We start from the raw sequence: 15,248 nt of genomic DNA, 5'->3' as shown, positions 1-15,248 counted from the left end.
ATGTCACATTTAAAATATGGAATCGACCCGTTAGATTCTCCGCGCTTTCGAAAACATTCAATATTTACATTCAGTCTGGCTCCCCTTTCGGTGGCGCTCTGGTTTGCTGTTTATTCAGCTTCTGCACAGGCTGAGCTTTATTTTAACCCGCGTTTCCTCGCGGATGACCCGGCGGCTGTTGCCGACCTGTCCGGCTTTGAAAAAGGGCAGGAAGTGCCGCCGGGCACCTATCGCGTTGATATTTATCTCAACGACAGTTATATGACCACCCGGGACGTTTCCTTTACGGCCGGGGACAATGGTTATGGATTACTTCCCTGCCTGACGCGGGGGCAATTGTCCGATATGGGGGTGAATATTGGTGCCGTTGAAGGGATTGAGACGCTTCAAGCTGACGCCTGTGTTCCGCTGAGCCAGATGATTAATGACGCTACCGTTGATTTTGATGTGGGCCAGCAACGCTTAAAACTCACCATCCCTCAGCTATTTATGGGAACCAGCGCCCGAGGATATATTCCGCCTGAGCTTTGGGACCATGGTATTAATGCTGGAATACTGAATTACAGTTTTACCGGGAATACTTCTGACAACGATATGTCAGGCCACAGCAGCTATGCCTATATGAATTTGCAGAGTGGCCTGAATATAGGCGCATGGCGCCTACGGGATAACACCACCTGGAGCTACAACAGCGCTGGGAGCTCATCCGGCCATTCAAACGACTGGCAACATATTAATACGTGGCTTGAGCGAGATATTGTTTCATTACAGTCCCGGCTGACACTTGGGGATAGCTATACCAGTGGTGACATTTTCACCGGACTGAACTTCCGTGGTGTGCAAATCGCTACCGACGACAACATGCTGCCGGACAGCCAGAGGGGATTTGCGCCCACCATTTATGGCATTGCCCGTGGCACGGCGCAGGTCATTATCAAACAAAATGGTTTTGAGATTTATCAGAGCACGGTCCCGCCCGGTCCGTTCACGATTAACGATCTGTATGCCGCCAGCAACGGCGGCGACCTGCAGGTAACGGTGAAAGAAGACGATGGCAGTAGCCAGATATTTACCGTGCCTTACTCTTCCGTGCCCGTCCTGCAGCGCGAAGGCTATACCCGTTATGCCCTTACGGCCGGCGAATACCGGAGCGGGAACAGCCAGCAAACCAACCCTGAATTCTTTCAGGGGACGGTGATGCGGGGTTTACCTTCCGGCTGGACGGTCTACGGCGGGACACAGCTGGCTGACCGTTATCAGGCGGTCAATCTTGGGGCGGGAAAGAATATGGGAGTCCTTGGTGCGTTCTCGATTGATGTGACGCAGGCAGAGTCAACGCTGCCGGATGACAGTGAGCATGATGGCCAGTCGGTGCGCATGCTTTACAACAAGTCAGTTCAGGAGACAGGCACCAATATTCAACTGGTAGGCTACCGCTATCCAACCCGCGGATACTTTGATTTTGCCGATACCACTTATAACCGCATGAAAGGTTATACCCTGGACACTCATGACGGATTAATGGAAGTGCAGCCGAAATATACCGATTACTACAACCTGGCGTACAGCAAACGGGGAAAGATTCAGCTTGGCGTGAATCAGCAACTGGGGCAGAAGGCCACGCTTTATCTGAATGCGAGCCGTCAGTCCTACTGGGGAAATGACCATGTCGATGAACAGCTCCAGGCTGGCTTAAACACCGCATTTGCCGGTATTAACTGGACGCTGAATTACAGCCTGACGAAGAATGCCTGGCAGGATGAACGTGACCAGATGCTGTCACTGAACATCAATATTCCGTTCAGCAACCTGTTCCGCTCGGACAGCCGCTCCAACTGGCGTAACGCTTATGCGAGCTACAGTACGTCGCACGATTTAGAGGGGCGAATGACCACGATGGCCGGTATCAACGGCACGTTGCTTGAAGGTAATAATCTGGGCTACAGCGTTCAGACAGGCTATGCCGGAGGCGGAGCGGGAACAAGTACCGGGAGCGGGAACGCATCGCTCAACTACCGTGGCGGCTACGGGAACGTTAACGTGGGTTACAGCCGCAACCGCAGCAGCAGCCAGCTCTATTACGGCATGAGAGGTGGCGTCCTTGCCCACGCGGATGGCGTCACCCTGAGCCAGCCCCTGAATGACACGATGGTGTTAGTGAAAGCCCCGGGCGCTGACAACGTTCGCGTCGAGAACCAGACCGGGGTGACCACCGACTGGCGGGGCTATGCAGTGCTGCCGTACGCCACCGAATACCGTGAAAACCGCATTGCCCTGGATACCAGTACGCTGGGCGACAAAGTGGAGCTTGATGACGCGGTCGTCAGAGTGGTTCCCACGCATGGCGCGGTTGCCCGGGCGGAATTTACCCCCCGTATCGGGCTGAAGGTGCTGATGACGCTGACGCGCAACGGCAGGCCCGTCCCGTTTGGTGCGGTTGTCAGTGCGGAAGAAAGCAACAGCAGCAGTATTGTCGCTGACAGTGGACAAGTGTATCTGAGCGGTTTGCCGCAGGCGGGCAGGCTGCAGGTGAAATGGGGGGAAGGGGCGGATTCGGGCTGTGTCGTCAGTTACAGCCTGCCGGAGGAGAGCCTGAATCAGGCTATGGCTCAGCTGTCAGCAGAATGTCGTTAAGGAAGGGAAACCAGTGAAACTATTACCGTATTTATTCGCCGCCGCGCTGACGTTAAATGCCAGCCCGGCGCTGGCGGTGGACAGTACCCTCTCCATCACCGGCTACGTCCATGATAATGCGTGCGCAGTGTCGACAACGTCGAAAAACTTTACCGTCGATCTGCTTACCCATGCGGCGAAACAGTTCCCTGCGGTCGGGGCCACATCGGTCCTGATCCCCTTTGATATCGTTCTGTCGCCGTGCGGTAGTTCAGTCACGGCGGTTAAGGTCGGTTTTACTGGCACAGCAGACAGCCGGAATACGAGCCTGTTAGCGTTGAATGCGTCTGGCTCCTCAGCCGCAGGGATAGGGGTGGAAATCCTTGACCGCAATCAGGTGGCCCTCCCCGTGAACGCGTCGTTTTCGGGGATCGCCTGGATCCCCCTGACAGGAAAGCAGACCCACGTGCTTAACTTTTTCGCGCGGATGAAAGCCACTCAGTTTCCGGTTACCACCGGACAGGTGAGTGCTGACGCCACGTTTACCCTTGAATTTCAGTGACCGGAGGTGAATATGAAACGGACTCACTCAGGCGGACTGCTGGCGGCACTGTTGCTGATGGCGTCAACGGTAATACACGCAGCGGATGTCACCATCACGGTGAACGGCAGAGTCGTGGCGAAACCCTGCACCATTTCAACGACCCGTGCCACTGTCGACCTGGGTAATCTTTACACCTATGACCTGGTGAATGCGGGGGCGGCATCGGCATGGAAGACTGTCGCCCTGGATCTCACCAGCTGTCCGGTGGGGACGTCACGGGTCACGGCCACGTTTAGCGGAACCGCAGACAGCACCGGGTATTACGTCAACCAGGGATCAGCAGGGAATATCCATCTGGAGCTGCAGGATACCAGCGGCACCGCGCTTAACAACGGCGCCACGAAAACGGTTCAGGTGACGGATTCGACGCAGCAGGCGACTTTTCCGCTGCGGGTCCGGGCATTAACGGTCAATGGCGGCGTAACTCAGGGTTCTATTCAGGCAGTGATTAACGTCACTTATACCTGGGCCTGAAAAGGGAGAATAATATGGAAAAAAACTTTTTTAGACGATATCAGGCAGGCTTACTTTTTCTGCTCACAGTCATGTTTTACTCAGAAAGGACTTTTGCGTTTATTTGTGATGATGCGGCTGGGAACGCATTGGATAGTAGAACTGGAGGCGGAAATGCCAGTGTCTACGTTAATTTAACGCCTCAGCTTCAACCGGGCGAAAACCTGGTGGTTGATATTACCAATTCCATTGGATGCCGCAATACCGCAGTAGCCAGACGTGACGACTATGTTTCTTTATTGTCAGGTTCTGCCTATTCTGGCGTCCTGTCTACCTTCACTGGGTCGTTAAATTATTATGGAGTCCCGCATCCATTCCCTTTGACTAAACCGACATCTGAGCAACTGTTCGTAAACTCTGCAAATGAAGGATGGAAAGTAAAGCTTTTTTTGACGCCAATATCTGTTGCATCTGGGATGTTAATAAATCCAGGCGATCTGATCGCCACGTTAGTCATGTTCCAGCGTGGTGCTGATAAAGGGACGGTGAATGATAACGAAGCCACCGCGACATTTACCTGGAACATATATGCCTTGAATAGCGTCGTGATGCCCACAGGCGGATGTACCATTACAGCCAAAAACGTCACGGTGACGCTTCCTGATTATCCGGGAACGGCAAATGTTCCAGTCAGTATTTATTGTGAAAAAGATGAGAAGCTGAAGTTTTTCTTAAGCGGTACAACCGTAGATACGGGGAAAACAATATTTGTCAACCAGGCTAGCGTTTCTCCTGCTCAGGGCGTGGGGGTGCAGTTAAAGCGTAACAACAGCGTGATCCCAACCAATACTGATGTTTTAATCGGCACGGTCGGGACTTCGACTGTTGATTTAGGTTTAACCGCTACCTATGCGAGAACCACAGGCCAGGTCACGGCCGGCAACGTGCAGTCTATTATTGACCTCACTTTTGAATATCAGTGATATTTGCTTAAAATGTTCCGGAAATATCGACAGCGATAAGCTCTGGCTCTCCCGACTGTCGATAATCATCTGTATCGCACTCTCGGGGATAATATCCATTGCACTGGCCGTCAGGTGCAATGGATAGTGAGCTGCCTTTACCATGGTAGATGTCCTGCCGTATAGTCAGAGGAGACTGACATCTTCGTTCAGATGTAAACAGAGCCGCTGGGCTGCCTGCCGGATAACAGGCTCCTGCATGTGATGAATCTCCTTCACCGCTCATCCTTTCCTGATGTTGACTGTCATTTGCCCCATTCTCAGACCCCGATTCCTGGCTTGTCAGTGTATGTCTCGCTTGCTTTCCACTAGCTGAATGTTTACATACCGGTAGCCCCTGACAAGGCTCTGAATTTGTGTATTGCCCGGGATTATTGTCAAAAAAAACTCCTGTTACAGACGTCATTTCAGACAGTGGATAAGCACTGTTCTGTTCGGCACCTCATGTAAATATTTTGTAAATTAAATGAGGAATATTCTGTATGACATGGAGGATATTCTGGAAATAATGCTGTTTAAAAGGTGTTCATGGAACCGGCAGAGACCGGTTGCTCACGCCGCTCCCCGATAAATGTGTTGTTTTTCAGCCGGCTTGCTTTTTTATTAAAATTTTATTAATGCTTTTTTTCTTTCAGGTCTTTATTACCCCGTTTGTTCACATTTTTTTCATCCTGACAGCATAGTAATGTTATGTATTATATATCTATTTTTGAAAATTACTTTCATCATTTTCTTTTTATCGGTAACGGAAGTCACACTATCCATAGTGTGGTTTTTCTTATTAAAGACATGAATATTCTTAATTAATTAAATAGCAACCAACGATCGATAATGTAAACTCGATAGCTCAAAACTATCAGATTTTTTTATTCGATCGTTTTAAACGATTACCGGATAAGTTTGAACTGATGGTTTAATTTATTTACGCAAAGGACTCAGGCTTATTATATCCCGTGATTTTTTATCTTTCGGGAGAAAAGGAGATTCGTGAAAATGAATTATCATTTTATTTCTGATGACAGTTTTATCCTGCCCGGAATACGTCACATAATCTCTGAACTGGAACTCAGGGCTTCCTTTTATAAAGCGGGGGAAGGGCAAAAACTATTTGTCCCGCAGCCGGGTGATGTGGTCTGTATTATCGTGAATAATGCCCATCTGCGTAGCCGTTTACTGCGTAATCCGGTACTGGCCCGCTGCCGCCTGATGGTGATGCTGGACGTTCCGCTCACGGTGTCGCCGCTGACCTATTTTCCCTGGATACTGCCCAAAAATCTCAGCGTAAAGGCTTTTACGGATATTCTTCAGAAAGCGCCGCGGTCATGCGTGCGCCGGAAAGAGGTTTCCCGCAGTACGCTGGCTATGTTTGACGACCTGTGTAACGGAAAGTCTGCTGCCACGATTTCTGACGGTTCGCGGAATGCCATGAAAGCCATTTACCGGATAAAACGCAATGTCTTTCATGAATATGGTCTGCTGAACTGTAATTCTGTCGGCATATTACTGTGCCGGGATATCCTCAGTATGAAGGTGCCGGTCTGAGCGTTTTCACCGTACCTGGTGTTTATATCTTTTTTATGGAACAGGATATCTCCGGTAAGACACCGGTCAGTATTTTAACGCGTTTTTATGCATTTGGTTTACCGGATGAAATTAATCTTGTCTGACAGCGGTAAACTTTTATTCCTCACGGATGAACGTTTAGCCGGAAGACATTAATTTCACGGTGATGGAACTTATCTTTCATTAAAGGATGAAGGATAAGCGTTTTATTAATAAATGGAGTTTTAAAATGAAATTCAACACACTTGCTCTTTCTGCTGTTATCGCCTCCGCGTGCTTCGCTTCTTCTGCTATGGCGGCAGACGGCACCATCAATTTTGAAGGCGAGCTGGTTGCAACCACCTGTGACATCACCGTTGACGGCCAGCCTTCTCCGGCGCTGGTGACCCTGCCGACCGTCAGCGTTGCCACCCTGGCGGCAGCGGGTCAGACGACCGGTACCACCGGCTTTACCATCGGTCTGGAGAACTGCCAGGGCGTGACGGCGACCAACACCGCGGCAGCCTTCTTTGAGAACGGCTCTACCGTTGATTTTAACAGCTATAACCTGATCAACACTGCTGCGGCGGCGACTGCGGCAACCAACGTCCAGCTGCAGCTGCTCGATCAGCAAACTGGCAGCAAAATCAAGGTGGGTAACTCTGATCAGACCGTCAACACCACCCGTTTCGATATCTCCAGCGGGTCAACCGTGCTGCCGTACTCCGTGGAGTACTACGCGACCGGTGCCACCACGCCGGGTCTGGTCGAAAGCGCCGTCAACTTCAGCATCGACTACCAGTAAGCCTGTCGTTATTACCCGTTAATTCACCGGCAGCGGGAACGCTGCCGGTTTTCAGGAAGGAATGCCATGACACTCCCACTTTTTTCCCGACTGCTTCTTCTCCTGCTGGCCGGCCTCGCACTGCCGGCACACAGCGCAATCGTCATTACCGGTACGCGGGTTATCTACCCGGCAGCCGAGAAAGAGGTGTCGGTCAAAATGAACAACAACGGTTCGGGTCCGGTACTCATCCAGGCCTGGGTGGACTCCGGCGACCCGAAGTCCACCCCGGAAACCGCGAAGGCACCGTTTGTCCTGACCCCGCCGATTAACCGCGTCAACGCTGGTCGCGGCCAGACCCTGCGCCTGCGCTATACCGGCGAGGCCCTGCCGCAGGACAAAGAGTCCGTTTTCTATCTGAACGTGCTGGAAGTCCCGCCTAAAGTGGCGAATCCCGATAAACAGAACCGGCTGCAGATGGCGTTTCGTTCGCGGCTGAAGATCTTTTTCCGCCCTGCCGGGCTGTCCAGGAACGCGGCCACTGAGGCGCCATCAAAAGTGGTCTGGACCCGTTCCGGTAACCAGGTCACCGCCCGTAATCCGACGCCGTTCCACATTACCGTCGCTTATCTCACGGAAGATGATAAGGGCGATAAACCGATCTCCGAGGGCGGCATGATGGCCCCGGGCGGCACCCGGACCTTTACCCTGAATAAATCCGTCACCACATTTTACCCGGTCATCATTAACGACTACGGCGCCCTGCGACCGGTTGATATTGCAGGGAAATAAGACCCGCCGTTCAGGAATGGTTTACAAAATGGAGCTGTCGATGAAACCCTTTGCCCCCTTTATCCGCCGGCCGGTTGCCTGTGCGATTGCCCTGTTCTGCGCCCCGCTGTACGCCCAGGAGACGGTGGAGTTCGAAACCGTGTTTATGAGCCGGGGCAGCCAGCAGAAACTCGATCTCAGCCGCTATGAGCAGAACCAGGCCGCCCCCGGGGTGTACCGGGCAGAAGTGTATGTCAACGGCGCGTCCCGGGGCGTGAAAGATATTACCGTCGCGCTCCGCCCGCCTGAACGGCGCAGTGAAATCTGCCTCTCTCCCCGGGCCCTGCTCGATATTGACCTCGATATCGACAGGCTGCGCCCTGAGGCGCAGGCGCTGCTGGCGAACAGCAATGAGAATGACTGCCTGGGGATTCAGGCGGTGATACCGCAGGCAAAAGTTCAGTTAGACACCGGCGAGCAGCGGCTCGAGCTGGAGATCCCGGCGCTGTATCTGGTGCGCCACCCCCGGGGCTATGTCAACCCGGCGATGTGGGACAAAGGGATCACCGCCGGGCTGCTGAGCTACAGCGCCAGCTACTACCGCAACGAAAGCCGCTCCGGCAGTGCGGACAGCGCCTATACCGGCCTGGCCGGCGGGGTCAATATTGGCGGCTGGTTCTTCCGTCACAACGGCAGCTGGAGCTGGCGGGACGAGACCGGCAGCCACTACCAGACGCTCAACACCTATGTCCAGCGGGATATTCCGCAGATTCAGGGGCGCCTGACGCTCGGCGACACCAGTACCACCGGGGAGCTGTTTGACACCGTGGCCTTTCGCGGCGTGCAGCTGGCGAACGAAGAGCAGATGCTGCCGGACTCGCAGCGCGGCTACGCGCCGCTGATCCGCGGGACGGCAGCCAGTAATGCCCGGGTGCAAATTCGCCAGCAGGGGCGGCTGTTGTATGAAACCACCGTGCCGCCGGGCCCGTTTGAGATTAACGATTTGTACCCCACCGGCTACGGCGGCGACCTGGAGGTGGAGGTGCAGGAGTCCGATGGCAGCGTGCATAAACAGACGGTGCCGTTTGCCTCCACCAGTAACCTGCTGCGTCCGGGGACGCACCACTACAGCGCCACGCTGGGGAAACTGCGCCAGGGGTGGGTCAGCAGCGAGCCCTGGCTGGGGGAGTTCACCTTCCGCCGCGGGCTGAGCAACCTGTTTACCGGCTACGCCGGGCTGCAGGGCAATGAGGATTACCAGGCCGGGCAGCTGGGTGCCGCGGTGGGCACGCCGGTGGGGGCCTTTTCCCTCGACGTGACCCACGCCAGAACCGCGCTGGAAAAGCCGGTGGACGGGCACGGCCGCAGCATGAGCGGCCAGAGCTATCAGCTGAAATACAGCAAGTTTATCGCGCAGTCGGGGAGCAATATCAGCGTCGCGGCCTACCGCTTTTCGACCGACGGCTACCTGGATTACATGACGGCGATGCAGCTGCGGGACAGCCCGCATCAGAACGGGCAGGTTAACACGATTATGCGGCCCAAAAGTCGGCTGGGGATCACCGCGAGCCAGAGCCTGCCGCAGGGCCGGGGGAGTTTCTGGCTGAGCGCGTACCAGCAGAACTACTGGAACCGGGACGACAGCGACCGTCAGTACCAGCTGGGGTATTCGAACCAGATGGGGCGGGTCAGCTACAGCCTGAGCGCCAGCCGCAGCCGCAACGGCAGCGGCGATTTTGAAAACCGCTATATGCTGAACCTGACGATCCCGCTGGGCGGCGGCAGTCCGTTCCGCCAGATGAGCGTGAACCTGAACCACGACCCCGGCGGCGTCGTGCGGGAGCAGGCGACGCTCAGCGGCTCGGCGCTGGAGGATAAATCGCTCAGCTACAGCCTGAGCGGGGCGAATGCGAATAGAGGCGGTAATACCAGCGTCAACGGCAGCACCTCGCTGCGTACCCGCTACACCACCCTGCAGGCCTTTGGCGGCAGCGGGAAGCATTATCACAACTATTCGCTGGGGTTGAGCGGCGCGGCGGTGCTGCACAGCGGCGGTCTGACGCTGAGCCCGTATACCGGCGAAACCCAGGCGCTGGTCGAAGCGAAAGGCGCGGAGGGCGCGGCGGTGAGCGGCTATTCCGGCATCAGAGTGGACGGCCGGGGCTACGCGCTGGTGCCGTACCTGAATGCTTATCAGCTCAATGAAATCAGCATCGATCCGAAGGGGATCCCGGAGGAAACGGAGCTGGACGAGACCAGCCAGAAGGTGTCGCCGTACCGCGGCGCGGTGGTGAAGCTGTCGTTTGGCACGACGCAGGGGCGGCCGGTGCTGATCTCCCTCGCCGGGGGGCCGGAGGTGCCGTTCGGGGCGAACGTCCTGGATGCGGGCAATAACGTGGTGGGCGTGGTGGGGCAGAATAAGCGCATTTTTGCCCGCGTGGAGGCCGATGAGGGGCAGCTGTTTATCCGCTGGGGCGAAGCGGCAGACGAGCGCTGCCGTCTTGCTTACCGGCTACCTCCGGCCGCCAGAAACGGTGAAACCACGGCGGTCACCGCGCAGTGCCGGGCGATAACGGACGGAGTCCGGTAAAACAGTAAAGGAATGCCGGTAAGCGCGTGACGCTCAGCATGAAAGGGCACCGCGCTTATTTATAGATCGTGTGTCGATGCCGCCATCAGCATTCTTGTTAAATAAGCACAGAACAGGGACATAGCGTTTAATGAAAAAACTCACGAAATATTGTTCTTATATCGCCGGCGTGTCGCGGGCGTTATCAGGAAAGCAGCGGGCAGGGATGACGGGCGAGCGGCGGGATGATTTCAGCGTAAAACACGGGATCATGTTTTCTCTCGCGTCGTTGCTGTTGTTGTCGCTGCTGCCGGGCAGGGCGCTTGCCGCAATAGATTGTGCCTCGAACATGTCAGGGCGCACCACTTATGTGGATTATCATATACCACTCCTTCTTGACGGTATTCAGGTTTCAGCATTAAGAAACAGTCCGGTTGGTACGGTGCTCTGGAGCCAAAGTATTAAGAATCCGGATAATGGGGATTTTCTCGGCGTTACAGACTGTATTCGTACCGATGGTGATCAAAACCCGATAACGCTTACCTTGTACCATAATATAGAAGGTAGTCTGCCGGCTATTGTAGGTACGTGGAGGAACAGAAATATTTATGATACAGGCATTCCTGGATTAGGTCTTGTGATTGCCTCTGCAAACTTAAAGGCTTATCCCTTTATCCAGAACTGGGGGGGGGGGATGGAACGAGCTCCGGCTGGGGTGGTATAGCGTCTTATATGGGACAGTATCTTACCGTGGATATTTATCTGCTTAAAACGGGGGATATTCCCTCGGGGACGTGGTCTGTTCCCATCTCTGTTCCGCCAGTAACTCTGCATATGGATTTTCTTGAGAATGCGTCAGGGCCTGAAGTGACCCGAGACTATGGTCCTCGTTTAATTATAGAGTCCGGCTCCATTAATGTAGTCTCAGGTACCTGCCAGACACCCGATGTCAATGTGGCCATGGGGAAGCATAATGTGTCAGATAATATGGAAAATACACCGTGGGTGGATTTTGCCATTGAGTTGAATAATTGCCCGCCGATGTTTGGTTTCTACAAAGCGATAGCCAATCAATGGCCGTCTTTTAGCTGGAATGGCGATGATGATATTGTTTTGGGAGCCCTGACTCCAAATACCGTTAGTGTACTATTTAATCCAGTTTATGGGTTTAGTGAAATGCCGAGCGGAGAGCATTGCGCTAATATCGCACCCACGACTGATGCGGCGAGCGGCGTGTGCCTGGAAATTCAGGATAAATCGAGTATCAATGTAATGGAAAAAGCTGTCTCTGGTCTGGCGGTAGACAGCGGCCTGAATTTATTGAACAGCGTCGCTAACTACTCTATACCTCTGAGAGCCCGCTACGTCAGAACTGCCGGAAGTACCACAATGACGGCGGGCAGGGCGGATTCTGCTGTGGAGTTTACGATAAACTACTACTAATAAAAATGCTTCCCGCGTTAGCTATTGAGCGTTAACGCGGGAAAGCACGTTTTTTGCTGACTAAAAAGAAATTTCCATTCTACAGCGGTACGCTGATCGGGATGTATTAAGTAGCCGTTAAATCTTGCGAAATATTTATGTGCTTCTCTACCTGCTGTAAGGAAAGAACAAAACTAATAAAGGAGGGGGAATCCCACTCCTTCCTTGATTTTTTTCTACGTTAGCTTTGGACGTCAGCACTGTACAAACGATTCATGGTTATTTTCGCCTTCTGATTCCCAGGAAAATAAAGATGCACCCTATTGTCACCGGGGCATAGAACAGATAAATCGCTTCTTCAGTTAAAAAATCATTGCGGTGGCACGGACCTCCCGTTGTTGACATGCATCCCATCGCACTCAGCCACATAAAAAACAGGCTCGATGCGATGATTAATATTACTCCCAGGGCTATTAACGTAAACTTCATAAATGAATTCCTATGGTGATTATTGCTTTTTATGGTTATTTTATTCTTGAATTCGAGCGGGCATGGGATAGCAGTAGTCGCCCAGTTCTTTGAAATTTAACTATAAATTCAGTTATACCAATCATGATTTGGCATCGTTAATGAAATACTCTTTTTAATGGTTTATGTACGATCCATTTGCCGGATATGACGTACGCCACATTATACAATGCTTTTCTGAATAAGCTTAATGGCTTATCACCCGGCCGGGCTGCGGCCAAATTCGCGATCCACTTCAAAAAAATCAGTTAATCCTCTCCGCTTCCGGAGATGTGTCAACCGTTTGACAGCCTTGCAGGAAGGCCGTTGCTACATTGGCGCCATCCGTCAGGACATACAGACACAGGAAGCCGCAATGAAAATAACCAAACTCACCACCTTTATTATGCACGTGCCGGTTACGAAAAATATTATCGGCGACTCAACCCATAGCATTACCCATTGGGGAATGCCGGGGGTGATGATCGAAACGGACACCGGTCTTGTTGGCTATGGCTATACCGGAACCCATGCCGATATCACCACCGACCGCCTTATCACCACCATCATTCAGGACGTTTTTGGTCCAATGCTGATCGGCGAGGACGCCAGTGAAGTTCGTTATCTGCATCGTAAGATGTCTCGCAGTTCGACAAATATCTGGGTCGGTCGTGGCGGCTTGATGCAAATGGCGCTCTCAGCCATTGATATCGCGCTGTGGGATCTCAAAGCAAAAAGAGTGGAGCAGCCGCTGTGGAAAGTCTTTGGCGGTTCGAAAAATACCCGTGTCCTCGCTTATAACACCGACTGTGGCTGGCTGGTCCGCGATACGGCGGAACTGGTTGATGACTGCAAAAAAATGATTTTTGAAGAAGGGTTTAATGCCATCAAAATGAAAATCGGTAAGCCGGATCCGCGGGAAGATCTCAAACGCATTGAGGCGGTCAGAAAGGCGATTGGCGATGATGTGAATCTGATGGTCGACGCGAACGCAAAATGGGATATCAGTATCGCCAAGCAGTACGGTTCCCGGCTGGCTGACTTCGATATCACCTGGTTTGAAGAACCGATGTGGCACGACGACGTCGCGAGCCATCGTACCCTGGCTGAACATATCAACACGCCAATTGCGCTGGGCGAGCTGCTCTATCAGTTTGATTCTTTCAAAGAGTTTGTGCTGGCAGGCGCTGTGGATTACCTGCAGCCTGATGCAACACGTTGCGGGGGGCTGACGGCAGTATGGGAAATTGCCGATCTTGGTCAGGCTTTCAATCTGCCGGTAACGCCACATCACGGTGACATGATGCAGGCGCAGCTGCATCTGGTTATGGCGCATCCTTCATGCTCGCTGCTGGAGTTTATCCCCTGGACGCTGGACTGCTTCGTCGATCCGGTTGAGGTCAAAGAGGGTTACTACTCTCTGCCCACCGAGCCTGGCGCAGGCACCACCCTTCGCCAGGAGGCTCTTGAACGCTTTAGCGTACGATAAACCAACCTGTATCGCCCGTGCGCACGCTCGGGCCACCACAATAACGACAAATACAAAGAGGTGATTTATGCTCGCCCCTACCGATCAGGATTTATCACTGGCAATCCGTAAATCCATCCGTCGGATCATCCCGATGGTTACGTTGATGTTTATTCTGGCCTATCTGGATCGTTCCAACATTGGCTTTGCCAAACAAGAGTTTCAGCTGGACACCGGCCTGAGCGATGCGGCTTACGCTTTCGGCGCCGGTATCTTCTTTATCGGCTATGCGCTGTTCGAAGTCCCCAGCAATATACTGCTGTATCGTATCGGCGCTCGCGTCTGGCTTGCGCGTATTATGGTGACCTGGGGCCTCGTGTCCGCGGCGATGATGTTCGCCCACACGGAGTCGGTTTTTATCTTTTTACGCTTCCTGCTTGGCGTCAGCGAAGCAGGTTTCTTCCCCGGGGTCATTCTTTATCTGACCTTCTGGTTCCCGCAGCATATCCGCGCACGCGTTACCGGCTATTTTCTGTTTGGCGCACCGCTTGCGTTTATCATCGGTGGCCCGCTTTCAGGTTCTCTCCTGTCGCTTGAGGGGACGGTGCTGGCGTTTGGCCTGCACGGTTGGCAGCTGATGTTCCTCGTTGAGGGATTGCTCGCTTCTGCCGTCGGAATCTGGGTTTTCTTCTATCTTGACGATCGCCCTGATAACGCCACCTGGCTGACAAAACAGGAAAAAGCGGCGCTTAACCAAACGCTGAATCAGGAAGAGCAGGCCAAACTTGCTCACGGGCCAAAAAGTGTGTGGCAAGCACTGCTGGATGTACGCGTGCTTTATTTATGTCTGATCTGGTTTACGGTGCAGGTATGCGGGTATGGGATCTACTTCTTCCTGCCGACGCAAATCGCCACGCTGATGGGCACTAAAGTTGGCCTACTGGTCGGTTTCGTTACCGCTATTCCGCCGCTGTGCGCTGCTATCGCGGTGTACTACGTGCCGCGTATTTCGGAAAGGCTACAGGAACGTCGTTATGTTGCCTCTATCACCTTTATGTCGGGGGCAATCGGAATTGCCGTTTCCGGTCTGGCGGACAGTATTCCGCTGATTGCCATTGTTGCCCTGTGTGTCGCCGCTGCCGGGCATCTGGCGATGCAGCCGCTGTACTGGACCTTCCCTTCCTCATATCTTGGCGGCGCGGCAGCCGCTTCCGGCATCGCGTTAATTAACTCGATGGGAAATCTGGGGGGATTTGTTGCGCCAAATCTGCGCGTCTGGGCGGAGCATACTTTTCATTCCGCACAGGCAGGGCTCTACTTTCTCGCCCTGGTAACGGCTATGGGCAGTCTGATGATTCTGGCGCTGCGTCGATTCGGCATTGAAAAACCGATGAATACTCAGCCAGCAACGCATAAATTACCGGTCAGTGAATAAAAATATCTGCGCCGCTTTGATTCACAGGAAATGATACAGTGCTACGACAACAATCGAC

12 protein-coding genes are annotated in these 15,248 nt (G+C 53.3%); all 12 read left to right on the top strand.

The genetic code is table 11. The annotated features are described in order from the left end of the window. The 12 genes from GJ746_RS21070 to GJ746_RS21015 all read left to right on the top strand — a co-directional run bounded on the left by GJ746_RS21070 (position 1) and on the right by GJ746_RS21015 (position 15,190). Positions 1–2,634, top strand: a complete 2,634-nt coding sequence (locus tag GJ746_RS21070) for a fimbrial biogenesis usher protein (protein ID WP_154681941.1) — start codon at positions 1–3, stop codon at positions 2,632–2,634. A gap of 13 nt (positions 2,635–2,647) precedes the next feature. Continuing rightward, entirely contained in the window at positions 2,648–3,175 is a 528-nt protein-coding gene (locus tag GJ746_RS21065) for a fimbrial protein (protein ID WP_154681940.1), read from the top strand. 12 nt (positions 3,176–3,187) lie between these two features. Continuing rightward, positions 3,188–3,691, top strand: coding sequence for a fimbrial protein (locus GJ746_RS21060; protein ID WP_154681939.1), 504 nt, complete (start codon positions 3,188–3,190; stop codon positions 3,689–3,691). Between the two features lie 14 nt (positions 3,692–3,705). Further along, on the top strand, positions 3,706–4,653 hold the full coding sequence (locus GJ746_RS21055) for a fimbrial protein (RefSeq protein WP_154681938.1): 948 nt from the start codon (positions 3,706–3,708) through the stop codon (positions 4,651–4,653). Between the two features lie 1,032 nt (positions 4,654–5,685). Continuing rightward, positions 5,686–6,234: a hypothetical protein gene (locus GJ746_RS21050; protein ID WP_154681937.1), complete on the top strand. Its 549-nt coding sequence runs from the start codon at positions 5,686–5,688 to the stop codon at positions 6,232–6,234. Positions 6,235–6,484: 250 nt separating this feature from the next. Further along, complete coding sequence (locus GJ746_RS21045; RefSeq protein WP_154681936.1) at positions 6,485–7,039, top strand: fimbrial protein; 555 nt, start codon at positions 6,485–6,487, stop codon at positions 7,037–7,039. A gap of 66 nt (positions 7,040–7,105) precedes the next feature. Next, positions 7,106–7,810, top strand: a complete 705-nt coding sequence (locus GJ746_RS21040) for a molecular chaperone (RefSeq protein WP_154681935.1) — start codon at positions 7,106–7,108, stop codon at positions 7,808–7,810. Between the two features lie 40 nt (positions 7,811–7,850). Beyond that, entirely contained in the window at positions 7,851–10,379 is a 2,529-nt protein-coding gene (locus tag GJ746_RS21035; protein ID WP_195908763.1) for a fimbria/pilus outer membrane usher protein, read from the top strand. 130 nt (positions 10,380–10,509) lie between these two features. Next, positions 10,510–11,082, top strand: a complete 573-nt coding sequence (locus GJ746_RS21030; protein ID WP_154681933.1) for a hypothetical protein — start codon at positions 10,510–10,512, stop codon at positions 11,080–11,082. 8 nt (positions 11,083–11,090) lie between these two features. Further along, positions 11,091–11,801, top strand: a complete 711-nt coding sequence (locus GJ746_RS21025) for a hypothetical protein (RefSeq protein WP_154681932.1) — start codon at positions 11,091–11,093, stop codon at positions 11,799–11,801. 862 nt (positions 11,802–12,663) lie between these two features. Further along, complete coding sequence (locus GJ746_RS21020; RefSeq protein WP_154681931.1) at positions 12,664–13,776, top strand: mandelate racemase/muconate lactonizing enzyme family protein; 1,113 nt, start codon at positions 12,664–12,666, stop codon at positions 13,774–13,776. A gap of 67 nt (positions 13,777–13,843) precedes the next feature. Further along, positions 13,844–15,190, top strand: coding sequence for an MFS transporter (locus GJ746_RS21015; protein ID WP_154681930.1), 1,347 nt, complete (start codon positions 13,844–13,846; stop codon positions 15,188–15,190). The last annotated feature ends 58 nt before the right edge of the window (positions 15,191–15,248 follow it).

This window comes from Klebsiella oxytoca (assembly GCF_009707385.1).
GTDB lineage: Bacteria > Pseudomonadota > Gammaproteobacteria > Enterobacterales > Enterobacteriaceae > Klebsiella > Klebsiella oxytoca_C.
This window is presented reverse-complemented; position numbering and strand designations above follow the sequence as displayed.